General features: G+C 70.2%; 24 protein-coding genes. 8 read left to right on the top strand and 16 right to left on the bottom strand.

Going from position 1 to position 24485, the window contains the following annotated elements; all coding sequences use genetic code 11:
* Window positions 1-70: 70 nt before the first annotated feature.
* Both G6N31_RS06245 and G6N31_RS06240 read right to left on the bottom strand, forming a co-directional pair.
* Entirely contained in the window at window positions 71-994 is a 924-nt protein-coding gene (locus G6N31_RS06245; RefSeq protein ID WP_098004664.1) for an LLM class F420-dependent oxidoreductase, read from the bottom strand.
* A 42-nt stretch (window positions 995-1036) separates the two neighbouring features.
* Window positions 1037-1708: an SDR family oxidoreductase gene (locus G6N31_RS06240; protein WP_098004665.1), complete on the bottom strand. Its 672-nt coding sequence runs from the start codon at window positions 1706-1708 to the stop codon at window positions 1037-1039.
* A gap of 310 nt (window positions 1709-2018) precedes the next feature.
* On the opposite strand from G6N31_RS06240, the gene G6N31_RS06235 reads away from it, so the two are divergent.
* The 3 genes from G6N31_RS06235 to G6N31_RS06225 all read left to right on the top strand — a co-directional run bounded on the left by G6N31_RS06235 (window position 2019) and on the right by G6N31_RS06225 (window position 4551).
* Window positions 2019-3089, top strand: coding sequence for an APA family fibronectin-binding glycoprotein (locus tag G6N31_RS06235; RefSeq protein WP_163722068.1), 1071 nt, complete (start codon window positions 2019-2021; stop codon window positions 3087-3089).
* Between the two features lie 111 nt (window positions 3090-3200).
* Window positions 3201-3503, top strand: a complete 303-nt coding sequence (locus tag G6N31_RS06230; protein WP_098005326.1) for a GlsB/YeaQ/YmgE family stress response membrane protein — start codon at window positions 3201-3203, stop codon at window positions 3501-3503.
* A 46-nt stretch (window positions 3504-3549) separates the two neighbouring features.
* Window positions 3550-4551 (top strand): zinc-binding alcohol dehydrogenase family protein, encoded by a 1002-nt coding sequence (locus G6N31_RS06225; RefSeq protein WP_098005409.1) that lies wholly within the window; start codon window positions 3550-3552, stop codon window positions 4549-4551.
* Between the two features lie 6 nt (window positions 4552-4557).
* On the opposite strand, the gene G6N31_RS06220 is transcribed toward G6N31_RS06225, so the two are convergent.
* Together G6N31_RS06220 and G6N31_RS06215 are read right to left on the bottom strand one after the other, a co-directional pair.
* Complete coding sequence (locus G6N31_RS06220) at window positions 4558-5325, bottom strand: CPBP family intramembrane glutamic endopeptidase (protein WP_098005328.1); 768 nt, start codon at window positions 5323-5325, stop codon at window positions 4558-4560.
* Between the two features lie 20 nt (window positions 5326-5345).
* Window positions 5346-7823 carry a phosphoketolase family protein gene (locus G6N31_RS06215; protein WP_098005330.1) on the bottom strand — a complete coding sequence of 826 codons (2478 nt, stop codon included), beginning with the start codon at window positions 7821-7823 and terminating at the stop codon, window positions 5346-5348.
* Window positions 7824-7913: 90 nt separating this feature from the next.
* Between G6N31_RS06215 and G6N31_RS06210 the strand changes: the two genes are divergently transcribed.
* Window positions 7914-9389 (top strand): acetyl-CoA acetyltransferase, encoded by a 1476-nt coding sequence (locus G6N31_RS06210; RefSeq protein WP_098005332.1) that lies wholly within the window; start codon window positions 7914-7916, stop codon window positions 9387-9389.
* A 2-nt stretch (window positions 9390-9391) separates the two neighbouring features.
* Here G6N31_RS06210 and G6N31_RS06205 read toward each other — a convergent pair whose 3' ends face one another.
* The 5 genes from G6N31_RS06205 to G6N31_RS06185 form a co-directional block, all read right to left on the bottom strand.
* Window positions 9392-10393 (bottom strand): malate dehydrogenase, encoded by a 1002-nt coding sequence (locus G6N31_RS06205; RefSeq protein WP_163722066.1) that lies wholly within the window; start codon window positions 10391-10393, stop codon window positions 9392-9394.
* 15 nt (window positions 10394-10408) lie between these two features.
* A complete protein-coding gene (locus G6N31_RS06200; protein WP_098005336.1) occupies window positions 10409-11011 on the bottom strand; it encodes a hypothetical protein in 603 nt (200 codons plus the stop codon).
* Between the two features lie 25 nt (window positions 11012-11036).
* Entirely contained in the window at window positions 11037-11684 is a 648-nt protein-coding gene (locus G6N31_RS06195; protein ID WP_098005339.1) for an HhH-GDP family DNA glycosylase, read from the bottom strand.
* A gap of 59 nt (window positions 11685-11743) precedes the next feature.
* Window positions 11744-14089, bottom strand: a complete 2346-nt coding sequence (lon, locus tag G6N31_RS06190; protein WP_098005411.1) for an endopeptidase La — start codon at window positions 14087-14089, stop codon at window positions 11744-11746.
* A 161-nt stretch (window positions 14090-14250) separates the two neighbouring features.
* A complete protein-coding gene (locus tag G6N31_RS06185) occupies window positions 14251-15255 on the bottom strand; it encodes an esterase family protein (protein ID WP_163722064.1) in 1005 nt (334 codons plus the stop codon).
* A gap of 181 nt (window positions 15256-15436) precedes the next feature.
* Between G6N31_RS06185 and G6N31_RS06180 the strand changes: the two genes are divergently transcribed.
* A complete protein-coding gene (locus G6N31_RS06180; protein ID WP_098005341.1) occupies window positions 15437-15868 on the top strand; it encodes a DUF1810 domain-containing protein in 432 nt (143 codons plus the stop codon).
* Here G6N31_RS06180 and G6N31_RS06175 read toward each other — a convergent pair.
* The 4 genes from G6N31_RS06175 to G6N31_RS06160 are packed head-to-tail and all read right to left on the bottom strand — an operon-like array spanning window position 15865 to window position 19241.
* Window positions 15865-17169 (bottom strand): alpha-amylase family protein, encoded by a 1305-nt coding sequence (locus tag G6N31_RS06175; protein WP_098005343.1) that lies wholly within the window; start codon window positions 17167-17169, stop codon window positions 15865-15867. The genes G6N31_RS06180 and G6N31_RS06175 overlap by 4 nt on opposite strands.
* Window positions 17166-17645 carry a nucleoside deaminase gene (locus G6N31_RS06170; protein WP_098005345.1) on the bottom strand — a complete coding sequence of 160 codons (480 nt, stop codon included), beginning with the start codon at window positions 17643-17645 and terminating at the stop codon, window positions 17166-17168. Before G6N31_RS06170 ends, G6N31_RS06175 begins: the two co-directional genes overlap by 4 nt.
* Window positions 17636-18649: a hypothetical protein gene (locus G6N31_RS06165; protein WP_098005347.1), complete on the bottom strand. Its 1014-nt coding sequence runs from the start codon at window positions 18647-18649 to the stop codon at window positions 17636-17638. The genes G6N31_RS06170 and G6N31_RS06165 overlap by 10 nt, the downstream gene beginning before the upstream one ends.
* Window positions 18642-19241, bottom strand: coding sequence for a TetR/AcrR family transcriptional regulator (locus G6N31_RS06160; RefSeq protein WP_098005349.1), 600 nt, complete (start codon window positions 19239-19241; stop codon window positions 18642-18644). Before G6N31_RS06160 ends, G6N31_RS06165 begins: the two co-directional genes overlap by 8 nt.
* Window positions 19242-19364: 123 nt before the next feature.
* Here G6N31_RS06160 and G6N31_RS06155 point away from each other — a divergent pair, with 123 nt between their 5' ends.
* A complete protein-coding gene (locus G6N31_RS06155) occupies window positions 19365-19991 on the top strand; it encodes a PaaI family thioesterase (protein WP_098005350.1) in 627 nt (208 codons plus the stop codon).
* Here G6N31_RS06155 and G6N31_RS06150 read toward each other — a convergent pair.
* Entirely contained in the window at window positions 19963-21951 is a 1989-nt protein-coding gene (locus tag G6N31_RS06150) for an FUSC family protein (protein ID WP_098005415.1), read from the bottom strand. The genes G6N31_RS06155 and G6N31_RS06150 overlap by 29 nt on opposite strands.
* Window positions 21952-21987: 36 nt before the next feature.
* On the opposite strand from G6N31_RS06150, the gene G6N31_RS06145 reads away from it, so the two are divergent.
* Entirely contained in the window at window positions 21988-22707 is a 720-nt protein-coding gene (locus G6N31_RS06145) for an EthD domain-containing protein (RefSeq protein WP_098005352.1), read from the top strand.
* Window positions 22704-23462, top strand: a complete 759-nt coding sequence (locus tag G6N31_RS06140) for an enoyl-CoA hydratase/isomerase family protein (RefSeq protein WP_098005354.1) — start codon at window positions 22704-22706, stop codon at window positions 23460-23462. Before G6N31_RS06145 ends, G6N31_RS06140 begins: the two co-directional genes overlap by 4 nt.
* Here G6N31_RS06140 and G6N31_RS06135 read toward each other — a convergent pair.
* Window positions 23459-23650 carry a (2Fe-2S)-binding protein gene (locus tag G6N31_RS06135; protein ID WP_098005356.1) on the bottom strand — a complete coding sequence of 64 codons (192 nt, stop codon included), beginning with the start codon at window positions 23648-23650 and terminating at the stop codon, window positions 23459-23461. The genes G6N31_RS06140 and G6N31_RS06135 overlap by 4 nt on opposite strands.
* Before the next feature lie 9 nt (window positions 23651-23659).
* On the bottom strand, window positions 23660-24292 hold the full coding sequence (locus tag G6N31_RS06130) for a fatty-acid--CoA ligase (protein WP_098005358.1): 633 nt from the start codon (window positions 24290-24292) through the stop codon (window positions 23660-23662).
* Window positions 24293-24485: the final 193 nt, after the last annotated feature.

Here is a 24485-nt window from a genome sequence, read left to right as displayed (position 1 = left end):
GCCACAACGAGAACCTTAGTCGGGTGTCTTCCTGTAAGTGCGGTGAGTTCGGACACCGTGACATCGCAGCTCACGGCGCCACCAGCGGCTTGAGGGCTTCGCCGAGCGCGGTGATCTGACCGGGCTGATACCCGATCACCTGGGTCGGCACGAACACGATGACGCCGTCGATGCCGGCATCGAGGACCCGGGACTTGATCTGCTCGGCGATCTGCTCGGGCGAGCCTGCCACCATGCGTTGCGCGAAATCGGCCGGGATGGCGTCGGGCTCCCCGCCGACCACCGCACCCACCAGCATGCTGGTTTCGAGGGTGGCGGGGTCCCGCCCGATGTCGGCACAGCGTGCCGCGATCACCTCGACCTTGCGGGGCAGCTCGTCGAACCCGGCGATGACGTTGAGGTGGTCGAAGTGGCGCGCCGCGAGCGGGATGGTCTTCTTCTCGCCGCTACCGCCGATCAACAGCGGAATGCGTTCCCGCAGACGGGGATTGGCCATGGCCTCCCGAGTCCGGTAGTGCTTGCCGCTGACGGTCGGCCGTTCGCCTTCGATCATCGGCACGATGATCTGCAGCGCTTCGCCGAGCTTGTCGAAGCGGTCGGTGAACGTGCCGAACTCGTAGCCCAGCTGCTCGTGCTCGAGCTCGAACCAGCCGGTGCCGATTCCGAGGACGGCACGGCCCTGGCTGATGACGTCCAGGGTGGTGATGGCCTTGGCCAGCAGCGTCGGGTGGCGATAGGTGTTCCCGGTGACCAGCGTGCCCAGCTGCACGCTCTCGGTGGCTTGGGCCAGGGCGCCCAGCGCGGTGTAGGCCTCGAGCATCGGCTGGTCGGGACTGCCGATGCCCGGCAGTTGGTAGAAGTGGTCCATCACGAAGACCGAGTCGAACCCGGCGTCGTCGGCTTCACGTGCCTGTGCGACCACCGTGGGGAAGAGGTCGCCGACGCCGGTGCCGTAGGAGAAGTTGTTGATCTGCAGGCCGAGGCGAATCGTCACTTGTGCGAGCCTAGCCCCGCGGCCGCGTCCGGACCCCGGACGTCAGCCGAAGTTCGCCAGCGCTCCATGGGTGACATGCAAAGTCTGACCGGTGATGTGCCGGGCGGCCGGCGTGGTCAGGAACAGCGAGAGCCGGGCGATCTCGGCGCTCACGGTCGGGGCGGTGGCGGCCAAGCCGTCGTAGCCGGGCTCGGCGCCGCGGCCCGCCGCGACCGCGTTGACGTTGATGCCGCGTACCCCGAAGAGGTTGGCCTGACCTGCGGTCCACTCGGCGATCGCGGCTTTCACCGCCGCACCGGCGCCACCGTCGTGCGGGGGATCGGGGATCACCGTGACGATGGATCCGCCCGAACGCATCTGGTCGCCGAGCATCTGCACGGTCAGCACTGCGGACACCAGGCTGGTGTCGAACAGGCCGCGCCATTCGGCGGCGTGATCGGCCAGGGTGTAGGTGCGCGGATCACCGGGGGCCCAAACGGGGCTCGGCACGTTGACCACGGTGTCGAGGTGCGACGGGAACCGCGGGGCCGCATCGGCGATCGAGGCGGGGTCGGTGTTGTCGAACGCGATCGCGTCGACGTCGAGTTCCTTGGCCGCCACTTCCAGTTCGTCGGGCCGCCGACCCGCGAGGATCACGTGGTGGCCGGCGTCGCAGAAACCTTCCGCGATGATGCGACCCAGGTCGGTGTCGCTTCCGGTGATCAACACATCCATCGTCGACCCTCCTGTCGTGTTCGACGCTGCACTCCAGCGAGTGGGCACAATGTTACTGGAGGGTAGCTACGCCCCGAAATCGACGCGCCGGGCGGGGTAACGCGCGTGCGGCCGCAGACGATGTGCTGTGCAGAGGGCGTCGCGCCGTGGGCGTCGCCACCCCCGAAACCGGCGCGGGGGTGCTTGTGCTGCAGCAAATTATATAACTGATGTTGATCTGCACTGATCTAGCCCACCGCAATGTAACAATTTGGCACATTCACAGCAGTTCACACTTGCGTCACGGCTGTAACACGGTAGTTTCTGTGCCATGGATCAGGTGGACCCTCGCCGTAGCAGACTGTCGAAGTCGTTGTCGCTGGCAGCGCTGACCGGCGCGACAATGGCAGCGCTGACATTGCCCTCCGTCGCTCACGCACAACCGGCCCCGCCGCCGGAACCCCCGCCGGCCCCGACGGCCGTCGAAGGCGCGCCGCCGCCGGCCGCACCGGCTCCGCCGCCTCCGCCTCCCGCCGACCCGAACGCACCGCCCCCGGCGCCCGCCGACCCGAACGCACCGCCCCCGCCCGGGGCACCTCCGGGTCCGCCACCTGCCGATCCCAACGCGCCGGTACCGCCACCACCGCCACCGGCAGACCCCAACGCCCCGGCTGACCCGAACGCCCCGGCCGAGCCGGCGCCGGAGCCGGGCCGGGTCAACAACGCCGCCGGCGGGTTCAGCTACGTCGTCCCGGCGGGCTGGAAGGTCGCCGACGCGACACAGCTGTCCTACGGGCAGGCGCTGCTGACGAAGCTGCCGCCCGCAGGCGCACCGCCGGACGCGCAGCCGCCCAACGACACCAGCGTGCTGCTGGGCCGCCTGGACCTGAAGCTGTTCGCCGGCGCCGAGACCGACAACACCAAAGCCGCGCAGCGACTGGCCTCGGACATGGGCGAGTTCTTCATGCCGTTCCCCGGGACCCGCGTCAACCAGCAGACCATCCCGCTCGACGCGGCCGGCCTGGACGGCGTCGCGTCCTACTACGAGGTGAAGTTCACCGACACCAACAAGCCGGACGGGCAGATCTGGGCCGGTGTGGTCGGCGAGCCCACCGCGCCCGGGACGCCGCGCGGGCAGCGCGCACCCGAGCGGTGGTTCGTGGTGTGGCTCGGCACCGCGCAGAACCCGGTCCCGCAGGACGCCGCGGTGACGCTGGCCAACTCGATCCGGCCCTGGTCGCCTCCGCCGCCTCCGCCCCCGGCTGATCCGAACGCCCCGGTGCCGCCGGCCGATCCGAACGCGCCGCCGCCGGATCCGAACGCGCCCGCTCCGCGGCCCGCGGTCGGGGTTCCGGTCCCGGTCGATCCGAACACCGCCCCGGGCATGATGCCTCCGGCCTGACGGACCAAACCGTTTCCGTTCGCATAGCCGGACCGTTACCCGCAGCAGGTATATCTGGGGGTACGGTCCGGCGGCGTCCGTCCGGACCCGGTCGGCACCAAGGAGGTCCTGATGGAACTACTCGCCAGCGAGATCCTGGCCCGCTCGACGACCCTGACCAGCGTGGGCTGGATCGGCTACATCATCATCGGCGCCATCGCCGGGTGGATCGCCGGAAAGATCGTCAAGGGCTCGGGATCGGGCATCCTGATGAACATCGTCATCGGCATCGTCGGGTCGCTGATCGGCGGCTTCCTGCTCAGCTTCTTCCTCGACACGGCCGGCGGCGGCTGGTGGTTCACGCTGTTCACCGCGATTTTGGGCTCGGTGATCCTGCTGTGGCTGGTCGGGTTGGTGCAGAAGCGCAAGGTCTGACACGCCGGACTCGACCGGCCGGGCCGGGCCCGTGACGCCGTCGCAGATGCGCGCCTGGCAGGTGGTGCGGCCGGGTCCGATGTCGACCGCTCCGCTGCGCCGCGCCATCGTGCCGGTGCCCGAACCCGGTGATGACGACCTGCTGGTCGCCGTCCGCGCGTGCGGGGTCTGCCGGACCGATCTGCACGTCGCCGAGGGCGACCTCGCGGTGCACCGGCCGGACGTCATCCCCGGCCACGAAGTGGTGGGCCAGGTGGTGGCCGTCGGCGCCGCTGCTGCGCCGCTCTTCGCCGTCGGCGACCGCGTCGGCATCGCGTGGCTGCGCCACACCTGCGGAGAATGCCGCTACTGCACCCGGGGTGCGGAGAACCTCTGCCCGCGCTCGCAGTACACCGGTTGGGACGCCGACGGCGGGTACGCCGAGTTCGCCACCGTACCGGCGGCGTTCGCGCTGCCGCTGCCGGCCGGATATTCGGACGCAGAACTGGCGCCGCTGCTCTGTGCCGGCATCATCGGCTACCGCGCGCTGCTGCGCGCCGACCTGCCCCCCGGCGGTCGGCTCGGACTCTACGGCTTCGGCGGCAGCGCGCACCTGACCGCGCAGGTGGCGCTCGCGCAGGGCGCCGAGGTGCACGTGATGACCCGGGAGCAGCATGCTCGCGACCTGGCACTGGCCTTGGGCGCCGCGTCCGCGCAGGGCGCCTACGAGCGGCCACCGGTGGAACTCGACGCGGCAATCCTGTTCGCGCCGGTCGGCGACCTGGTGCCACCGGCGCTCGAGGCGCTCGATCGCGGCGGAACGCTGGCCGTGGCCGGCATCCATCTCAGCGACATCCCGACCCTGAACTATCAGCGCCATCTGTTTCAGGAGCGGCAGCTGCGCTCGGTCACGTCCAACACCCGCGCCGATGCCCGCGCGTTCCTCGACTTCGCCGCCCGGCACCGCCTGCAGGTCACCCACCCGCACTACCCGCTGGACCGCGCGGACGAGGCGCTCTCCGATCTCAGCGCGGGGCGGGTCGCCGGGGCGGCGGTCCTGACGGTCTGACCCGCGTCAGCTCAGGTGCCACACCATGGCCGCGGCCAGTGCGCCCATCCCGTTGAGCGACCAGTGCAGCGCGATCGGTGCGATCAGACTGCCGCTGCGGTTGCGCAGCCAGGTGAACACGAAGCCGGCGGCCGCGGTGGCCAGCACGGCGCCGATCACCCCGATGACCATGCCGAACACCCCGCCGCCGAAGATCTTGGTGAAGCCGACGTTGCTGGCGGTGAGCCCCATCGACGTGGCGATGTGCCAGAGCCCGAACAGCAGCGACCCGCCCGCGGCGACACCGCGGAAACCCCACGCCCGGTGCAGCGCGCCGTGCAGGACCCCGCGGAAGGCCAGCTCCTCGGGTATCACGGTCTGCAGCGGGATGATGACCATCGACGCGATCAAGGCCCCCGACAGCGTCGCGTAGTTGTTGTTGAGGAACATCGGGCGCGTCCACGGCAGCAGCACCCCGACGGCGATCACGCCGCCGACCAGGAGCACCGCCCCCGCGGCGTATCCGGCGCCCGATTTCCAGTGCTCGCGGCCCAGACCCAGATCCGCCCAGCCCAGCCCGCGCGACCGCACGAGCAGGACCAGCCCGATCGCGGCGGCCGGCACCACGGCGACGTTGGCCCACGGCGTGGTGAAGTGCGCCACCAGGTTGGTCACGGCCAGCACGACGACCACCACGGCGATGTCGACGTAGATCCGGAAATGGTGCAGCGCCGAGAGCTGGGCGACCAGCGGATGGGGCTCGACGGGCGCGGCGGCCACGGAGACGTCAGACATAACCGTGTCAGATTACCGGTTCATTCGTTGTCCCCGCCGGTATCGCCGGCCGCGCCGGCCGCCGCGGTGCCGAATCCGGACTCGCGCGCCGCCGGCCAGACCCAGTCCTTGACCTCCGGGATGTCCTCGCCGTGGGCCCGGGTGTAGTCGCGTGCGGCGATGCGTTTGTCCGACATCTGCTGGCGCAGGGTCGCGCATCGGGAACCCAGGCTCGGCACCCGGTCCACGACGTCCATCACCAGGTGATACCGGTCGAGGTCGTTGAGCATCAACATGTCGAACGGCGTGGTGGTGGTGCCCTCCTCCTTGTAGCCACGCACGTGCAGGTTCGGGTGGCCGGTGCGCCGGTAGGCCAGCCGGTGGATCAGCCACGGGTAGCCGTGGTAGGCGAAGATGATCGGCTTGTCGGTGGTGAAGATCATGTCGAAGTCGCGGGCCGGCAGGCCGTGCGGATGCTCGCTGTCGTCCTGCAGCCGCATCAGGTCGACGACGTTGACGAAGCGCACCTTCAGATCCGGCAGGTGCTGCCGCAGGATGTCGGCGGCGGCGAGCGCCTCCAGGGTGGGGATGTCACCCGCGGAGGCCAGCACGACGTCGGGCTCGGTCCCGACGACTTCGCTGCCCGCCCACTCCCAGATGCCGATGCCGCGCGTGCAGTGGGCGATCGCCTGCTCCATGGTCAGGAAGTTGGGGGAGGGCTGCTTGCCCGAGACCACGACGTTGACGTACTGCCGCGACCGCAGGCAGTGGTCGTAGGTGGACAGCAGCGTGTTGGCATCCGGCGGCAGGTACACCCGCACCACGTCGGCGCTCTTGTTGACCACGTGGTCGATGAAGCCGGGATCCTGGTGGGAGAACCCGTTGTGATCCTGGCGCCAGACATGGCTGGACAGCAGGTAATTCAGGCTCGCGATGGGCCGGCGCCACGGGATGTCGTTGGTCACCTTCAACCATTTGGCGTGCTGGTTGAGCATCGAGTCGACGATGTGGATGAACGCCTCGTAGCAGTTGAACAGGCCGTGCCGGCCCGTCAGCAGGTAGCCCTCCAACCAACCCTGGCACTGGTGCTCGGAGAGCATCTCGACGACCCGGCCGACCCGGCCGAGATGTTCGTCGACCTCGGCGCCGTACAGTTCGGCGTTCCACTGTTTGTCGGTGGCGTCGTAGACGGCCTGCAGCCGATTCGACGCGGTCTCGTCCGGACCGAAGATGCGGAAGTTGTCCGGATTGAGCCGGATCACCTCGGTCAGCCACTGCCCCAGCACCCGGGTGGCCTCGGCCACCGTCGCGCCCGGCGCGGGCACGTCGACGGCGAAGTCACGGAAGTCGGGCAACCGCAGGTCCTTCAGCAACAGCCCGCCGTTGGTGTGCGGGTTGGCGCTCATCCGCAGCGGTCCCGGCGGCGCGAGCTCGGCGATGTCGGCGGCGAGCTTGCCGGTGGAGTCGAACAGCTCGTCGGGGCGGTAGGAGGCCAACCAGTCGCCGAGCACCTGCAGGTGCTCGGCGGTGTCGCGGGCGCTCGACAGCGGGACCTGGTGCGCGCGCCAGGATCCGGTGGTCTTCTTGCCGTCGATGTAGTCGGGCCCGGTCCAGCCCTTGGGTGTGCGGAAGACGATCATCGGCCACGCCGGTCGGGAGTCGTCGCCTCGGGCGGCAGCGGCCTTGATGGTCGCGATCTCGTCGAGCACGTCATCGAGAAGCTCGGCGAAACGGCGGTGTGCATCGATGTGGTCGTGCGCCGACGCGCCGTCGGGGACCTCGAAGAAGAAGGGTGTGTGCCCGTAGCCGACCAGCAGGCTGCGCAGCTCCTCTTCGGGGATGCGGGCCAGCAGCGTCGGGTTGGCGATCTTGTACCCGTTGAGATGCAGGATCGGCAGCACGACCCCGTCGTGGACCGGGTTGGCCAGCTTGTTGGAATGCCAGCTGGTCGCCAACGGGCCGGTCTCGGCCTCTCCGTCGCCGACCACGGCGGCCACCAGCAGGTCGGGGTTGTCGAACGCGGCACCGTAGGCGTGCGACAGCGCGTAGCCCAGTTCGCCGCCCTCGTGGATGGATCCCGGCGTCTCGGGAGCGACGTGGGACGGGATCCCACCGGGAAAAGAGAACTGCCGGAACAGCCGTCGCAACCCTTCGTCGTCCGCGGTGATGTCGGGGTAGGTCTCGGTGTAGGTGCCGTCGAGGTAGGCGCTCGCCACCAGGCCGGGCCCGCCGTGGCCCGGGCCGGTGATATAGACCGTCGACTGGCGACGCTCCTTGATCACCCGGTTGAGGTGGGCGTAGAGGAAGTTCAGCCCAGGTGTGGTGCCCCAGTGGCCGAGAAGGCGCGGTTTGACGTCCTCGCGCGACAACGGCCGGCGCAGCAGCGGATTGTCCAACAGGTAGATCTGTCCCACCGACAGGTAGTTCGCGGCTCGCCACCAGCGGTCGATCCGTTCGATTTCGGAGTCGGCCACCGGGCCGCGGTCGACGGTCGTCCAGGCGGGGCCGTGCTGGGTCATCGCTCCATCCAAGTCTGCTGCGGGCTGCGTGGGAACCCATACCCGATGGCGTTCTGGTTAATCTCCGGGCTGCCGTTAGGGTGTGCAGTCATGCCCCTCGCTCCCAGGACACCGGTGCTCGTCGGTTATGGCCAGGTCAACCAGCGCGACGAGAATCCGGCGATCGAGCCCGTCGATCTGATGGCGGCGGCGGCGCGCGAGGCCGCCGACGCCCGCGTGCTCGAGTCCGTCGACTCGGTGCGGGTGGTCAACCTGTTGTCCTGGCGATACCGGGATCCGGGATTGCTTCTGGCACAACGCATCGGCGCCGACAAGGCAGCCACGCGGTACACCGGCATCGGCGGCAACGTGCCGCAGACCCTGGTCAACCTGGCCTGCCTGGACATCCAGCAGGGCAGCGCCGATGTAGTGCTCATCGCCGGAGCGGAGACGTGGCGCGCCCGCAGTAAGCTGCGTGCCGCCGGCCAGAAGCCGGACTGGACCAGGCAGGACGAGTCGGTGCCGATGCCCCCGGGAGCCGACGAGAGCGTGCCGATGGCCGCACCGTCGGATGAGCGGATCCAGCTGGACCGGCCGGCGTTCGTGTACCCGATGTTCGAGCAGGCGGTGCGGATCGCGGCGGGTGAGACGGTCGAGGCGCACCGGCGCCGGATCGGCGAATTGTGGGCGCAGTTCTCGTCGGTCGCCGCGGCCAACCCGCACGCGTGGAACCGGGAGGCCCTGACCGCGGAGCAGATCTACCAGCCGTCCCCGAGCAACCGGATGATCAGCTGGCCCTACACCAAGCTGATGAACTCGAACAACATGGTCGACCAGGGTGCAGTGCTGATCCTGGCCTCGGCCGAGAAGGCCAAGGAACTGCAAATCCCCTCGGAGCGTTGGATTTTCCCGCACTCGGGGGCGGACTCGCACGACACCTACGCGATCGGCGAGCGCGCTGAGTTCCACCGCTCACCGGCGATCCGCATCGCCGGGCAGCGTGCGCTGCAACTGGCCGGGGCCAGTGTTGAGGACATGGACCTGATCGACGTCTACTCGTGCTTCCCGTCGGCCGTGCAGGTCGCCGCGACCGAACTGGGCCTGCCGGTGGGTGATCCCGACCGCCCGCTGACGGTGACCGGCGGTCTGACGTTCGCCGGCGGGCCGTGGAACAACTACGTCACCCACTCGATCGCGACGATGGCCGAGCAGCTGGCCGCCCAGCCGGGCCGGCGCGGACTGATCACCGCCAACGGCGGTTATCTGACCAAGCACAGCTTCGGCGTGTACGGCACCGAGCCGCCGTCTCACGAGTTCCGTTGGGCCGACGTGCAATCCGACGTGGACCGGGAGCCGAGCCGCACTGCGCTGGTGGAGTGGAGCGGCGTGGGCACCGTGGAGTCGTGGACCACGCCGGTGGACCGGGACGGGGTACCGGAGAAGGCGTTCCTGGCCGTCCGGACCGCCGAGGACGCCCGGGCGCTCGCGGTGATCGCCGATCGTGACCAAGCCGCGGTGACGGTCAGCGAGGACATCGCAGGCGCATCGGTGCGGGTGCACGCCGACGGCACGGCGTCCCTGCAGTAGCGCTACAGCAGTCCCAGGGCCGCGACGGCGTCGCGCTCGGCACGCAGTTCGGCGACGCTCGCCTCGATGCGGCTGCGCGAGAACGGATTGATGTCGAGTCCGTCGACGATCTCCCACTGGCCGTCGACGGCACGGCAGGGAAACGAGCACACCAGCCCCTCGTCGACGCCATAGACGCCGGGGGAGGGCAACGCCACCGACGTCCAATCGCCGGCGGGCGTGCCGTGCACCCAGTCGTCGACGTGGTCGATCGCCCCGTTGGCCGCCGAGGCCGCCGAGCTGGCCCCGCGGGCCTCGATGATCGCAGTACCGCGCCGGGCCACCGTCGGGATGAAGTCCTCGGTCAGCCAGCGGGTGTCGGCGGCGTAGTCCGCGCCGGACCGACCGCCCACCACCGCGTGGAAGATATCGGGGTACTGCGTCGGGGAGTGATTGCCCCAGATCGTCATGTGGCGGATCTCGGTGACCGGCACGTGCGCGTGCCGCGCCATCGCGGACACCGCGCGGTTGTGGTCCAGCCGGGTCAGCGCGGTGAACCGCCGGGCCGGAATGTCGGGGGCATGCGCCGCGGCCACCATCGCGTTGGTGTTGGCCGGGTTGCCCACGACCAGCACGCGGACCCCGGCGGCGGCGCCGGCGTTGAGCGCCGCGCCGGCGGAGGCGAAGATCTCGGCGTTCGCGCTGAGCAGGTCGGCGCGCTCCATGCCCTTGCTGCGCGGTTTCGCCCCGATCAGCAGCGCCACGTCGACGCCGTCGAACGCAGCTGTCGGATCATCGTAGATGTCGGCGCCGGCCAGCAGCGGAAACGCGCCGTCGTCGAGCTCCATGACCACGCCCTCGGCGGCCTGCACGGCGTGCGGCAGTTCGAGCAGCCGGAGCCGCACCGGGGTGTCGTGACCCAGCATCGCGCCGGCGGCGATGCGGAACAGCGCGGCGTAACCGATCTGCCCGGCGGCGCCGGTCACCGTGACGGTGACCGGGGCCGCGGTGTTCGTGGCGGACATGGGGCTCAACCCTAGTCAGGGTGCGTCGGCGGGGACGTCGACGTAGTGCGGGCGGTACTCATCGGCCGAGAACGTGAAACCGTTGCCGCTGGACTCGGACAGACATGAGATCCCCACCGCCTCTTGCACATTGCAGCGGAACCCGGCGACGGCCAGGATCCGGTTGAACGGCAGCACGGCCGCCTCTTGACCGTCCTCGCCGAGACCGAACGCCGGGGTGTCGAGCCGGGCGAACCGCGGTGGGGCGGTCCGGTCGACGACGACCGCGTTCGGCGCACCGGACGTGCCGTCCGGCCCGGGAACCGCCGGGGGCGCGCCGGTGACGCCGAGGGTGCTGCTCTGCGCGTTCTGGCAGCCCGCGCGCACGCGCGGCACGATCGCGCATTCCCACCGACGACTCGGTGAGGTGAAGTAGTAGGCGGTGTCCCCGTCGACCTCGGCGGCGAAGTCGAAGGCGTTGGCCAGATGCGCGTTGCTGGCGACGGTGGTGGTCGGCGCCGGGGCCGACGACGGGGCCGGGGTGTAGGTCGCGTCGTCGGTGGTGATCACCGTCGGGCCCGTGCAGGCGACCGCGGCGACGGCGAGCACCGGGAGAACGGCGAAGCTGAGGGCATGCATGTCGGGTCCAGCCTGCCATGCCCGGTCACGTGTGTGCGCGCACGCTCTGGCCGAGCTCGTCGTCCAGGGAGACCCGGACCAGTGCGGCCGCCAGGTTGGCCGCCCGCCGGGGCGCCAGCGCGGCCAGCTTGCCCGGATCGCCGGGCAGCCCGAGATCGGCGGCCGCCGCGGTGGCCCGCTCGTCGAAGTACGGCCGCACCCAGGTCCAGGTGTCCTGGACCTCGCGCAGAAAGATGTCGGCGCCCGTCTGCCCGATGCCCTTGAACTGCTGGAGCAGCTTCCTGGTCTGCGAGACGTCACGTTCCCCGGCGACGGCCAGGCGCCGCAGGTCACCGGAGTACTCGTCACACACCGCTGCGGCGATGTCGACGGCCCTGGTCGCCGAGCTCTCGTCGTAGCGGACGTAGTGCGCGCGGCCGAAGGCGGCGATCAGTGCGGCCCGGTCGGCGTCGCGCACCGTGTGCGCCGTGCGCAAACCCGCGCGGAACATCTCGCGGCCCGCGCGCGTCGCGATGGCCGCGTCGATCGGCTTGCTGGCCAGCATGCACAGGATGACGAGCTGGAACAGCGGCATGGGCTTGTCGCGCAGCCGGATGCCGGCCTCCTCGGCGTAAGTGGTCCCCGCCCGGTCGAGCAGCCGCTCGACGGTCTGCCGGTGCGTCGCTGTGGCCATGCCCACGGGCTTGCCCGATCATGGCCGCCGGAAACGCCGAGCGGCGGAGGCGCAGCCGGTCAGGCCGCCTGAACCGCGGACTGGGCCGGTTCGAGTGCCTGCGCGACGATGTCGGCGACATCGGTCATCGGCCGGACGTCGAGCGCGGCGAGCACTTCGGCGGGCACATCGTCGAGGTCGGCCTCGTTGCGGGCGGGGATGAAAACCGTTGACAATCCGGCCCGTTGCGCAGCCAGCAGCTTCTGCTTGAGCCCGCCGATCGGCAGCACCCGGCCGTTGAGCGTGACCTCTCCGGTCATGCCGACATCCGAGCGCACCTGCCGTCCGGTGGCCATCGAGACCAGCGCGGTCACCATCGTCACACCCGCCGACGGGCCGTCCTTGGGTACCGCGCCGGCCGGCACGTGCACGTGGATACGGCGGTCCAGCAGAGCCGCGTCGACGCCGAGTTGGTCGGCGTGTGCGCGCACGTAGGACAGCGCGATCTGGGCCGACTCCTTCATCACGTCGCCGAGCTGGCCCGTGAGCTGCAGGGACCCCTCGCCGTCGGTGCCGCCGGCCTCGATGTAGAGCACGTCACCGCCCAGACCGGTGACCGCCAGCCCGGTGGCCACCCCGGGCACCGCGGTGCGTTCGGCCGACTCGGGCGTGAAGCGCGGACGGCCGAGATAGCTCACGAGGTCCGGTTCGTCGACGACGACGGGGCCGGCCTCGGCGGCCAGCTTTGTCGCCACTTTGCGCATCATCTTGGCCAGCAGCCGCTCGAACTGCCGTACTCCGGGCTCGCGGGTGTAGTCGGCGGCGATCTTGCGCAGCGCGGCCTCGGTGACGGTGACCTCGTCGGCCCCCAGCGCGGCCCGGTCCCGTTGCCGCGGCAGCAGGAAGTCCTGCGCGATGGCCAGTTTGTCGTCGGCGGTGTAGCCGTCGATCTCCACCAGCTCCATGCGGTCCAGCAGCGCCGTCGGGATGTTCTCGACCACGTTGGCCGCGGCCAGGAACACCACATCGGACAGGTCCAGGTCCAGGTCGAGGTAGTGGTCACGGAACGTGTGGTTCTGGGCCGGATCGAGCACCTCGAGCAGCGCGGCCGCCGGGTCGCCCCGATAGTCGGACCCGACCTTGTCGATCTCGTCCAGCAGCACCACGGGGTTCATCGACCCGGCCTCGCCGATGGCGCGCACGATCCGGCCGGGCAGCGCCCCGACATAGGTGCGACGGTGCCCGCGGATCTCGGCCTCGTCGCGCACCCCGCCCAGTGCCACCCGGACGAATTTGCGCCCCAGCGCTCGGGCGACGGACTCGCCCAGCGAGGTCTTGCCGACTCCGGGCGGGCCGGCCAGCACCATCACCGCGCCGGAGCCGCGGCCGCCGACGACGGCCATGCCGCGCTGCGCGCGGCGGGCCCGCACCGCCAGGTACTCCACGATGCGGTCCTTGACGTCGTCGAGTCCGTGGTGGTCGGCGTCGAGGATCTGCCGCGCGCCCGCCAGATCGGCCGAGTCCACCGTGCGCTGGTTCCAGGGCAGGTCGAGCACGGTGTCGAGCCAGGTGCGGATCCAGCCGCCCTCCGGGCTCTGCTCGCTGGACCGTTCCAGTTTGCCGACCTCGCGCAGCGCGGCGTCGCGGACATCGTCGGGCAGATCCGCGGCGTCGATCCTGGCCCGGTAGTCGTCCGAGCCGTCGGATCCGTCGGTCTCTCCCAGTTCCTTACGGATTGCGGCCAGTTGCTGGCGCAGCAGGAACTCCTTCTGCTGCTTGTCCATTCCGGCGCGCACGTCCTCGGCGATCTTGTCGGTGACCTCCACCTCGGCCAGATGCTCACCGGTCCAGTTGATCAGCAACCGCAGCCGCCGGCCGACGTCCTCGGTCTCCAGCAGCTCGCGCTTCTGCACGTCGCTCAGATACGACGCGTAGCCGGCGGTGTCGGCCAGCGCCGACGGGTCGCTGATCTTGTTGACCACGTCGACGATCTGCCACGCCTCGCGCCGCTGCAGCATGGCCAGCAGCAGCTTCTTGTACTCGGTGGCCAGCGCCGTGGTCTCGTCGGTGATCTCGGAGTCGGCGACCTCGGTCACCGACACCCACAGCGCGGCCCCCGGCCCGGTCGCACCGGAGCCGATGTGGGCCCGCTTCTCGCCGCGCACCACGGCCGCCGCACCGCCCCCGGGAACGCGACCGACCTGCAGGATCGACGCGAGCACCCCGTAGGTGGGGTAGCGGTCGTCCAGGCGCGGCGCGATCAAGAGGGTCGCGGTCTCCCCGGCCGCGGCGGTGGCCTGTGCCGCTTCGACCGCGGCGCGGGCCGCATCGTCGAGTTCGATCGGCACGACCATGCCGGGCAGCACGATCGGTTCGCTCGCGAACAGCACGGGCACCGGGCGCGGCGAATGGGTGGCTTCAGGCATCAAACCTCCAAAGTTGAACCTGATGCGCTCAACCTTGATCCAGTCCGGTTTGTTCCCGTCGCCGGGCGGCGACACGAAAGCAGGGAGCCTGCCGTCCGGGGGAAACGGCAGGCTCCCTGGGTTTCGGGGCCGTCAGGCCGAGGCCTGCGCAATCACTTCCGTCAGGCCGAGGCCTGCGCGCCCAGCACGCGTTGGATGTCGGGCTTCATCTGCTGCAGCTGCTGTCCCCAGTAGGCCCAGTTGTGGGTGCCCTGCGCCGGGAAGTTGAAGACACCGTTGGTGCCCCCGGCGGCGATGTAGTTGTCCCGGAAGCTGATGTTGGTCCGCAGGGTGAAACCCTCGAGGAACTGCGCGGCCATCAGGTTCTGTCCCGCCATTCCCGCGTCGAGCTCGGACGGGGTGCCGGTGCCGCAGTAGATCCAGATCCGGGTGTTGTTGGCGACCAGCTGGTTGATGTTGACCATCGGGTCGTTGCGCTTCCACGCCGGGTCGCTCGACGGTCCCCACATGCTCTCGGCGTTGAACCCGCCGGCGTCGTTCATGGCCAGCCCGATCAGCATCGGCCACCAGCCCTCCGACGGGTTCAGGAAGCCCGACAGCGACGCGGCGTAGACGAATTGCTGCGGGTGGTAGATGGCGTAGGTCAGCGACGCGCTGCCGGCCATCGACAGGCCGACGACGGCGTTGCCGGTGCGGGAGACACCGCGGTTGGCTTCCAGCCAGGCCGGCAGCTCCTGGGTCAGGAACGTCTCCCACTTGTAGGTGTAGTTCTGCCCGTTGCCGCGGGAGGGCTGGTACCAGTCGCTGTAGAAGCTGGACTGGCCGCCGACCGGCATGATCGTCGACAGCCCGGACTGGTAGAACCACTCGAAGGCGGGGGTGTTGATGTCCCAGCCGTTGTAGTCGTCCTGCGCGCGCAGACCGTCGAGCAGGTAGACCGCCTTGGGTCCGCCGCCCTGGAACTGAATACGGATGTCCCGGTTCATCGACGGCGAGAACACGTCGAGGTACTCGACGGGAAGACCCGGCCGGGAGAACGCACCCGCGGTCGCCGAGCCACCGGCCATGCCGATCAGCCCGGGCAGCGCCACGGTCGCCACCGCGGCCGCGGCCGCTCGGCGCAGTGCGGTCTTCGCGGAACCGCGCAACTTCTCTTTCCACTTCATAACGGCAACCAACCCACCTTTCTGGTCAAAAACTCACGCATGCGCCGCACGGGTGCCGTCGCTCTGCAGTCGTCATGGAACACGCTGCGACGCCGCATCGGCCGCTGTGACACAGGGTTTCGATGTCGCGGTTGGCTAACGATTGCGACTCGGCGCGGACACCTGCCATGCTCGAGGAGCCATGACCGATGACCCGTTCGACCTCGCACGCTTCGTCGACGCCCAGGACCGGGTGTATGAGACGGTGCTCGCCGAGCTGCGCGCCGGCCGCAAACGCACTCACTGGATCTGGTTCGTGTTCCCGCAGCTGCGCGGCCTCGGCCACAGTCCGACCGCGCACCGGTTCGGCATCACGTCACCGGCCGAGGCCCGGGCCTACCTGGGCCACCCCGTCCTGCACGGGCGCCTCGACGAGTGCGCCCGTGCGCTGCTCACCCACACCGACCGGACCGCACGCGAAATCCTCGGTCACCCTGACGATCTCAAGGTGCGGTCGTCGATGACGTTGTTCGCCCGGGTCGGCGGGCCCGCGGTGTGCCGCGCCGTGCTCGACGCGTTCTACGACGGGCAGGAGGATGCGGCGACCGTGGAGATGCTGACCGCCGACAACTAGCGAGGCTCGAGGATCATCCAGCCGTGCGGCGCGACCGCGACCTCGGTGACGATGTCCGACGGCGGCGCCCCGGAGCCGGCGACGATCTGAGCGCGCGGAAAACCCAACGCGGGCAACGACACCGCCATGGCGTCGTCGTCGACGTTGAGCGCGACCAGGAGAGTGTCCGCACCTTCTCGGCTGGCGTAGACGTAACCCCGGTTGGTCACCTGCAACGGGCTGGTACGCGCCGTGTGCAGCCACGGGTGGCGACGGCGCAGCCCGATCAGGTGCTGGTGGGACCGGAACACCTGGCTGCCGTGTTCCCCGACGCCCTCATGGGGGGAACCGAATTCGGGCCGCACCGCGTCGTCACCGCCGACGCGCTCCTCCTTGACACCGCGGTAGGCGACCTCGTCGCCGGCGTAGATACTCGGCGTTCCGCCGGTGGTCAGCAGCACCACCAACGCGTGCTCGACGTGCTCGGGATGGGTCAGCTGGCTGGCGATCCGGGTGACGTCGTGGTTGCCGATGAATGTCATGGGCACGAAGCTGTCCAGAAATTCGTTGTGCCGCTTGAGCGCCCAGTCCAGTTCGTGCAGGTTGGCGTCGTTGAGACTGCTCCACACGGCTTTCCAGAGTTCATACTGGGTGACCGAGTCGAAGCCGGCGGCGTGCACGGTCGCCGAATAGTCGCCGTGGATCACCTCACCGACGATCCACGCGTCCGGGAACGCCTGGCGTACCTGTGGCAGCACCCGCGCCCAGAAGCTGTCCGGGACGGCGTAGGCGGCATCCAGTCGCCAGCCGTCGGCACCCCGACCCAACCAGTGCCGCATCACCTCGACGGTGTAGTCGGCTACCTCGGCGTTGTCGTGGTTCAGCGCGATCAGCCCGTCGTGACCTTCGAAAGTGTCGAAGACGTTGCCGCGCAACCGGAACCAGGACGGGTCGCCACCGGAGCGGGCCTCGCGGAAGCGCGCGAAGTCGGTGCCGACGTGGTTGAACACGCCGTCGAGCAGGACGCGCATCCCGCGCCGGTGCGCTTCGCCGACCAGATGGTCGAAGTCGTCGTCGTCCCCGAGCCGGGGATCGATGCGGTAGTGGTCGGTGGTGTCGTACCCGTGGGTGCGCGATGCGAACACCGGTCCCAGCGCCAGCCCGGACGCTCCGAGCTCGACTGCGTAGTCCAGCCAGTCGGCCAGGCGCCGCAACCGGTGCTCCGCGGCGGTGGGGGCCGGCTCGGCGGGATGGGCGCCGACGAACCCCAGCGGATAGACCTGCCACCACAGCACATGGTGGACCCAGCCCGGTTCGGTCATGGCCGGAACGCCTTCTCGTAGAGAGCGCGCATCTGTTCGGTCAGCTCCGGCACCGGCCCGTCGACCCGGACCCCGGGCGCGACGGCGGTGATCGGCAGCGCCGCCACCGGCGGCGGCGGTGCGCCCCACTCGTGCAGCCACTGCGTCAGCTGCGCCGACGACGCGGCATAGACCACCCGGCCCAGCCCGACCCAGGCGTGCGCCGCTGCGCACATCGGGCAGTGCTCACCGGACGTGTAGACGGTGCTCGCAGCCCGCTGCCCGGCGTCGAGGTGCTCGACCGCCCAGCGGGCGATGGCCAGCTCGGGGTGCCGGGTGGCGTCCCCACCGCGGACGTGGTTGTGGTCTTCGAAGCGCACAGCGCCGTCGGCGTCGACGAGCAGCGAACCGAACGGTTCGTCGCCGTGGCACAGCGCCTCGCTCGCCAGCTCCACACACCGGCGCAGATAGCCGAGGTCCCGTCCGGTCACCGCCACGCCACGAAGTCTACGAAACGCCACCGCCGCCCCACCGTCGCCAGAACCGCCAGCAGTGCGCCCGCGCTCGCCCACGCCGCCAGCGTGAGCAACGGCGTGCCCGCGCCGTGGCCGCCGAAGTAGGACACACTCCGCAACAGCGAGACGCCCGAGCCCTGGGGGACCACCGAGGACAAGGTGGAATAGAACCCGGACAGCAGCGGACGGCCGACCGGACCGGCCGCCGCGGCGTTGCCCACGACCACCAGGAACACACCGAGCGCGACCGATGCCGCCGTGCCGAATGCGGCCGCGACTCCACTCACCGCCCCGCCCACGGCCATCGAGTACAGCCATAGGACGGCGAAGACCTGCCACGGGTGGGCCGTCAGCGCGTCGAGGACGGGGCCGACGTACACCGTCACCGCGCCGGCGAGCACCGCGGAGAAGCCCGACAACGACAAGGTCCGCAAGAGCAGGGTGGTGGGCGTGGTGACTGCCCCCATCGTGCGTCCCAGCAGCGCGGCGCCCAGCGACGCGCCGATCGAGGCGAAGATGACGGCGTAGAACTCGACGGTGCCCGACGGGTCGCCGGCCGAGGTCGGTGCGACGTCGTCGACGACGACGGGCATGCCCGCGCGCTCGGCCGCCGCGCGTCCCACCGCTTCTGCCGCCGCGGCCACGCTGTGGCCACCGCCGCCTGCGACGTAGACGACCAGGTGCCCGTCCGGACTGACGGCGAAGGCGGTGTCGGTGCGGCGTTCGAGCACCTGCTGGCGCGCCGCACCCGCGCCGTCGACCTCGGAGATCGACAGCGCTTCTCGGGCGCGCAGTCCGTCGACGAGTTCCGGGGGCGCCGCGACGGCCACCGTCATGTGATGCAGCACGGGTTTGGCGAACGCCCCGGAATAGCTGGCCACCATCGCGACGACGAAGACGGCGAGCGCGGTCAGGGCCAGCACCGTGGTGCGGACCGCGGCGCGGTCACGGTGGGGTGGCAGGTCGGCAGTGCGGTGTCTACCCATGGTCGGGGGTCCTTTCCGGAGTGGGAGCAATGCCCAGCAGCACGTCGACGGTGCGCAGCGCGGCGTCGACCCGGGCCCGCACGTCTGTGGCGGCGGGATCCTCCATCGACGAACGCAGCACCTCGGTGAAGCCGCCGATCAGAAACCGCGTGACCGAATCCACCGGCAGCGGGGCGATGGGGGCGAGAACGGCCATCCCCTCCGCGGCGATCTGTTCGCAGGCGGGTTGCAGCGCGGCCCGGAAGTCCGTCACGACCCGCGCGAACACGCTGCTGGGCACCACGTTTCGGTACACGGCGCGATGGTCGGCAACGAAGTCGAACAGCACGCGGATGCGTCGCCGGGCATCGGCAGCCTCGTCGGCGTCGGCGACGGCCTCGGCGAACGCCCGGCCCAGAGCCGTGGCGACGGCGTCGTCACGGTCGCGGAAGTGTCGATAGAAGACCTGCCTGCTGACCTCCGCGCGGGTCACCAGGTCGCCGACGGTGATCTCGTCGACCGGCCGTTCGTGCACAAGCACGAGCGCGGCGCGGTACAGCTGGGCACGCACGCGCTCGGCGCGGGGGTCGACGCTGCGGTGACGAAGGGGCACCGAGCCAGGCTAGGAAACTTCGTAGACAGTTGTCTACGAAGTTGGTCGTAATCTTGCGCACATGCGGCGCCCCGGAGTGACGCGCCTCCATGGCGCACCGGCAGGGCTGCATAACCTCATGGGGTGCTGGACTACACCCGCGTCGAGGGTCTCGGCGCCGACGATGTGGCACGCCTGCGGGCGTGTTACGAACCGCTGACCCAGTCGGTGCGCGAGCTCATCGACGCCACCATCCGGACCGAAGTGGGGCCCGACGAGGTCGCGGCGGCCACAGCGCAGATCGACGCCGCGACGCAACGCCTGCGCCGCGCGCAGCGGGAGACGTCGTTCGGTATCCAATTCAGCGCCGACGGCGACTCGATGCCCTGGGGCAACGCGGTGATCGGCGTGCGCAACCCGTCCGCCCCGCCGCTGGTGATCCGCCGCCTGGCGGACGGATCGGTGCGCAGCGACTTCGTGCTGGGCGCCGCGTTCGAGGGGCCTCCGGGCCACGTGCACGGCGGAGTCTCGGCGGAGCTCCTCGACCACGTACTCGGCGACGCCGCCAGCGCTCCCGGGGTGCACCGGCTCACCGGGACGCTGACGGTGCGTTACCTGCGCCTCACCCCGCTGGGCCGGCTGCACGCCGAAGCGCGCATCTCCCGAACCGACGGGGTCAAGACCTACGCCGTCGGCCACCTCGCCGACGAGCACGGCCCGACCGTCGAAGCCGAGGCGGTCTTCATCGAGCCGCGGTGGGCCCGGCAGTGACGGCGATGGTGGTCAGGTTGCGGGTGATCGCCCGGACCTCGGCGGCCAGCACCCGCGCCGACCCCTTGTCCAGACCGTGCCGCGGAGCCGCGTCGCGAAGCCGGCGATCCGCGGCGGTGAGCTCCGCGGTGTCGATCACCCACGGCGTGTCGGGGGTCGGCGGGTCACCGCTCAACGACTCCAGATAGGCCTCGACGGCCACTGCGAAGTCGCTCTGGGTGGCCGGGGGAGCGGGCGGCATGTTGGTCTCCAGCGTCGAGCACGATGCGGTGATCCCGTTCAGCGCGGTCCGGTAGGCGCGCAGCCAGTTCCGCAGCTCGGGCGAGTCCAGGCGCGCCGCACCGGAAGCGGCCTCGAACGCCGCGCGCGCCCGGAACGCCCGCTGCCACGCCGACGCCAACGTCTCCGAGGAGTTGGGCAGCACGTGCAGGTAGGCCCGGATCACCGTGGCGACGTAGTCGATCTCGGTTTTCAACAGCTCGCCGGCCCGCTGTTCCAGCCGGGTCAGCTCGTCGTCGGGCAGCACCACGTGAGCCAGCACCGCCAGCGCGCCCCCGACGAGTGCGCCGAGAAGCTGGTCGCCGAGCGAGGCCTCGGTGCCGACGCCGGCACCGGCGAGCAGGAACACCGCGGCGCCCGCCACCGCGGCCGTCACCGCGAGGTAGCCGTACTGGGCCCCCGCGAACGCGACGCCGACCAGCAGCACCGCGATCACCGCGCTTGCCGCCGCGGGCGGGTGCAGCGTCAGCAGCAACGCGGACCCGACGGCCAGCGCCGCCACGCTGGCCGCCAGGCGGCCGGCACACCGGGTGTAGGTGTGCGCCGTCTCCGGCCGCAACACCATCAGCACCGCCAGCGCCGGCCACGGGTTGTGCACGGGGTCGGCGAACCGCTCGAGGGCGACCGCGACCGCGACGGCCCCGGACAACCGCAGCGCATGCCGCAACACCGGGGAGCGCCACCGGATGTGCTCGCGCATCAAATCGAGCCCCGAGCGCAGCGAGGTGCGCAACTCGGGGCGACGCAACCGCACGATGTCGGGGGCCGACGGCACGAAGTCGCCCAGCCGGATCGCGACCGCCTCGTGGCACTGCACCGCCAGCCGCTGCGCGACCGTCGCCGCCGGACCGTCGACCTGCTCGACCGCACCGTCCAGGCGCTGGATGGCCGCGTCCGCCTGGGCGCCCGCGCCGCGTCCGCTGTCGGCGACCGCGCCCAGCGTGTCGGCCGCGGCATCGAGCACCTCGCCGGTCGACGTGCTCTCCGCGGCATCACGCAGGGTGGCCGAGATACGTTCGGGCAGGGCATACCAGCTGCGGTACTGCGCCGGCCTGCGAGTGGTCTGACCGTCGAGGTCGCAGAACGCCGAGCGCAACGCGATCAACGCGGTGTCGTCACGGTCGACGGGCCCGCCCGACATCGAGTAGGCCCGGGCGTCGTCGGCCAGCGACCGATACGCGGCGGTGAGCGCGTCGCGCTGCGTGCGCCAGCGCCGGGGCGGGAACGCCGCGACCAGCCCGGCCTGCACCAGCCCGCCGAGCACCGCCAGCGCGGCGGCGCCCAGCGTCGTCGACCAGGTCGGGGGCACGGGCGCAGCGCTGGCCAAAAGCGCCGCCGACGCGGTGGTGATCAGACCCGCGTTGGTGCCCAGCGCCCACGGCATGGCCGCGCCGAAGCACCAGAGTGCGACGACGACGATGAAGAGCACCGGGTACGCCGAGGTGAGCGCGCCGACCAGGACCGCACCGCCCAGCATCAGCGAGATACCGGCGACCAGCGGGATCCTGTTGCGCGGGCTGTCGCGCAGCGCGGCCGCCGCGGCGACCGCGGCAGCACCGCCGGCCGCGTAGGCCGACCCGGGCGGGCCCCAGATCGCGGCGGGCACGGTGACCGCGGCGACGCCGAGCAGGCAGCGCAACAACACCGGATCCGGGATCACCGGACGTAGCGCGCGGCCCATGTCCACCCGTCCATTCTGGCCCGCTATGTTCCCGGGATGGAGAAAGTCATCGTCACCCTGCGTGGCGCGCCTCCCGACGAGGCGTGGTGCGAGCGGTTGCGCACCGACGTGGCACCGCGATTGTCGGGCACCGGTGTACCGGGCCTGACCGTCAACGTGCGCGACGCGGCAGTCGCCGACTCGCTGATGACGCTGACGACGCTGGACCCGCCCGTCATCGCCGTGGTCGGCATCTGGACCGACCAGTATTACGGACCGCAGATACACACGGCCACAGCACTTCTGGGTGATATCTGTGACGAGGTCGCCGCCTATCTGGTGACCGAGTCGGTACCGCTGGCGCCGCCGGTCACCGAGCCGGGGCAGCGCACTCCGGGGCTGGCGAACGTGGCGTTGCTGCGCCGGCCCCCCGAGATGGCCGAGGAGACGTGGTTGGCGCGCTGGCATGAAGACCACACGCCGGTGGCGATCGAGACGCAGGCGACGTTCGGGTACGTCCAGAACACCGTGGTGCGTCCGCTGTCCGCCGGCGCGCCCGCCGTCTCGGCGATCGTCGAAGAACTGTTCCCGTTGGCGGCGACCACCGATCTGCATGCGTTCTTCGGTGCCGCGGACGACGAGGACCTGCAAGACCGGATGGCGCGGATGCTGGCCAGCACCGCCGCCTTCGGCGCCGACCGCAACGTCGACACGGTCCCGACGAGCCGGTACGTGCTGCGCGACCCGTTTCGCCCCGCGGCTACAGTTCAGTCGTGACTCTGCAGATCAGTGACGACAACCGAGTCCGCACCCTGGTCCTGAACCGGCCCGACGCACTCAACGCGTTCAACCAGGAGCTCTATCTCGCGACGGCCACCGCGCTGGCCGACGCGGACTCCGACCCCGATGTCGCGGTCGTCCTGCTCACCGGTGCAGGCCGGGCGTTCAGCGCGGGCAACGACCTCAAGGAGATGGCGGCGGGCATCGCCGACGGGTCGCTGACCAGCGCCGGCAGTCACTTCACCAAGATGATCGACGCCTTGACCGACCTGTCCAAACCGCTGATCTGTGCGGTCAACGGGGTGGGTCTGGGTATCGGCACCACGCTGCTGGGTTATGCCGACCTGGTGTTCATGTCGGCCACGGCGCGGCTCAAGTGTCCGTTCACCAGCCTCGGGGTGGCACCGGAGGCGGCGTCGTCGTATCTGCTGCCGCAGTTGATCGGCCGGCAGAACGCGGCCTGGATGCTGTTGTCGTCGGAGTGGGTCGACGCCGAGGAGGCGCACCGGATGGGCCTGGCCTGGAAGGTGTGCGAGCCCGACGACCTCCTGCCCGAAGCCCGCCGCCACGCGGAAATCCTTGCTGCGCAGTCGATCCCAAGCCTGGTTGCGGTCAAGAAGGCGATCGTCGCACCGTTTCGGCCCGGCATCAGCGCCGCGACCGACTGCGAGAACGCGGCGTTCGCCGAACTGCTGGGCGGAGCCGCCAACGCCGCGGCGCTGGCGGAGTTCACCGGCAGGGGATCGGCCTAACTGCTGACGCGGTTGGGCGCGCACTCGGCGAAGTGGGCCTCGATGATGGCCCGCAGGGTGCGCCGGCACCGACCGCAGTCGCCACCTGCGCCGCACGCCTCGGCGATCTGCTTGGAGGTGCGCGCACCGTTGGCGACCACCTCGGTGACGGTGTGGCTGGTGGTGCCGGTACACAGACAGACGAACATCGGCCCCCACTAACCCGACTCGCCGACACTCAACAGCTGGGCGAACCGGCCGACGAACCGGGTGGGGTAGGCCCCCATTCCGGCGTTGGCCATCCACTCCGCCGCCGCGTCGGGGTGCTCGATCCACTGCCGCGCCTTGGCTTCGTCCTCGATCTCCTGCAGGATCAGCACTTCGTGCCCGTCATCGAGGGCGCGGTAGACCCAGATCTTGCGCACACCGCCGCTCTTGAACCGGTCGAGCCCGTCGTGGACCTTGACCATCAGCGCGGACACGTCGTCCACCGACGACATCACGCCGACCACCACGCGGCCTACGTGGCGCTGCGAGGACGGCCCGTCCAGGTCGATCTTCTCGACCACCTCGCCGCCGAAGATCGGCGGAATATCGTCGGCGCCGGCGATGTCGAACCAGGTGAAAATCGCCGGCGATTTCAGCACCTCACGAATGGATCTCGCGTTCCGGACGCCTATTGTCACCAGAACGCGCCGCGGCTCCCAGATCGATTCATAGAGCACGACGTGGTGGGCGCCGAATTCATCGAGTTCGTCCCGGTGCTTGGTCAGCCATTTCCACATGCGTCCGACATCGTCGACGCGGAAATCGCAGGCGAGAATAAATGAGTGCAGATCGTACTCACCCATTGGTAATCCTTGCCTGTCTTCGCCGCCGAAAAGGTAAGCGGAGTCTAACCTTACTTAGCCTAGCCAGTCCAGCGTCTGCCCGGAATCTGCTCCCGAGACACCCGTCGATGATCCATTGACGCACGAAAACACGCGTGCAACACCGACAATGGGCACGACGCCGTCGGCTTTTTCGACTAGATTGGACGTGCTC

This window comes from Mycolicibacterium duvalii (assembly GCF_010726645.1).
GTDB lineage: Bacteria > Actinomycetota > Actinomycetes > Mycobacteriales > Mycobacteriaceae > Mycobacterium > Mycobacterium duvalii.
This window is presented reverse-complemented; position numbering and strand designations above follow the sequence as displayed.

What these genes read in the sequence shown, in the direction of transcription:
- G6N31_RS06225 (WP_098005409.1), top strand. Translation starts at nt 3,550, where the DNA reads ATGCGCGCCTGGCAGGTGGTGCGGCCGGGTCCGATGTCGACCGCTCCG.
- G6N31_RS06220 (WP_098005328.1), bottom strand. Translation starts at nt 5,325, where the DNA reads ATGTCTGACGTCTCCGTGGCCGCCGCGCCCGTCGAGCCCCATCCGCTG.
- G6N31_RS06195 (WP_098005339.1), bottom strand. Translation starts at nt 11,684, where the DNA reads ATGGCCACAGCGACGCACCGGCAGACCGTCGAGCGGCTGCTCGACCGG.
- G6N31_RS06185 (WP_163722064.1), bottom strand. Translation starts at nt 15,255, where the DNA reads ATGAAGTGGAAAGAGAAGTTGCGCGGTTCCGCGAAGACCGCACTGCGC.
- G6N31_RS06135 (WP_098005356.1), bottom strand. Translation starts at nt 23,650, where the DNA reads ATGTTCGTCTGTCTGTGTACCGGCACCACCAGCCACACCGTCACCGAG.
- G6N31_RS06130 (WP_098005358.1), bottom strand. Translation starts at nt 24,292, where the DNA reads ATGGGTGAGTACGATCTGCACTCATTTATTCTCGCCTGCGATTTCCGC.
- G6N31_RS06165 (WP_098005347.1), bottom strand. Translation starts at nt 18,649, where the DNA reads ATGGGTAGACACCGCACTGCCGACCTGCCACCCCACCGTGACCGCGCC.
- G6N31_RS06235 (WP_163722068.1), top strand. Translation starts at nt 2,019, where the DNA reads ATGGATCAGGTGGACCCTCGCCGTAGCAGACTGTCGAAGTCGTTGTCG.
- G6N31_RS06205 (WP_163722066.1), bottom strand. Translation starts at nt 10,393, where the DNA reads ATGTCCGCCACGAACACCGCGGCCCCGGTCACCGTCACGGTGACCGGC.
- G6N31_RS06150 (WP_098005415.1), bottom strand. Translation starts at nt 21,951, where the DNA reads ATGGGCCGCGCGCTACGTCCGGTGATCCCGGATCCGGTGTTGTTGCGC.
- G6N31_RS06210 (WP_098005332.1), top strand. Translation starts at nt 7,914, where the DNA reads ATGCCCCTCGCTCCCAGGACACCGGTGCTCGTCGGTTATGGCCAGGTC.
- G6N31_RS06175 (WP_098005343.1), bottom strand. Translation starts at nt 17,169, where the DNA reads ATGACCGAACCGGGCTGGGTCCACCATGTGCTGTGGTGGCAGGTCTAT.
- G6N31_RS06200 (WP_098005336.1), bottom strand. Translation starts at nt 11,011, where the DNA reads ATGCATGCCCTCAGCTTCGCCGTTCTCCCGGTGCTCGCCGTCGCCGCG.
- G6N31_RS06215 (WP_098005330.1), bottom strand. Translation starts at nt 7,823, where the DNA reads ATGACCCAGCACGGCCCCGCCTGGACGACCGTCGACCGCGGCCCGGTG.
- G6N31_RS06180 (WP_098005341.1), top strand. Translation starts at nt 15,437, where the DNA reads ATGACCGATGACCCGTTCGACCTCGCACGCTTCGTCGACGCCCAGGAC.
- G6N31_RS06145 (WP_098005352.1), top strand. Translation starts at nt 21,988, where the DNA reads ATGGAGAAAGTCATCGTCACCCTGCGTGGCGCGCCTCCCGACGAGGCG.
- lon (WP_098005411.1), bottom strand. Translation starts at nt 14,089, where the DNA reads ATGCCTGAAGCCACCCATTCGCCGCGCCCGGTGCCCGTGCTGTTCGCG.
- G6N31_RS06230 (WP_098005326.1), top strand. Translation starts at nt 3,201, where the DNA reads ATGGAACTACTCGCCAGCGAGATCCTGGCCCGCTCGACGACCCTGACC.
- G6N31_RS06240 (WP_098004665.1), bottom strand. Translation starts at nt 1,708, where the DNA reads ATGGATGTGTTGATCACCGGAAGCGACACCGACCTGGGTCGCATCATC.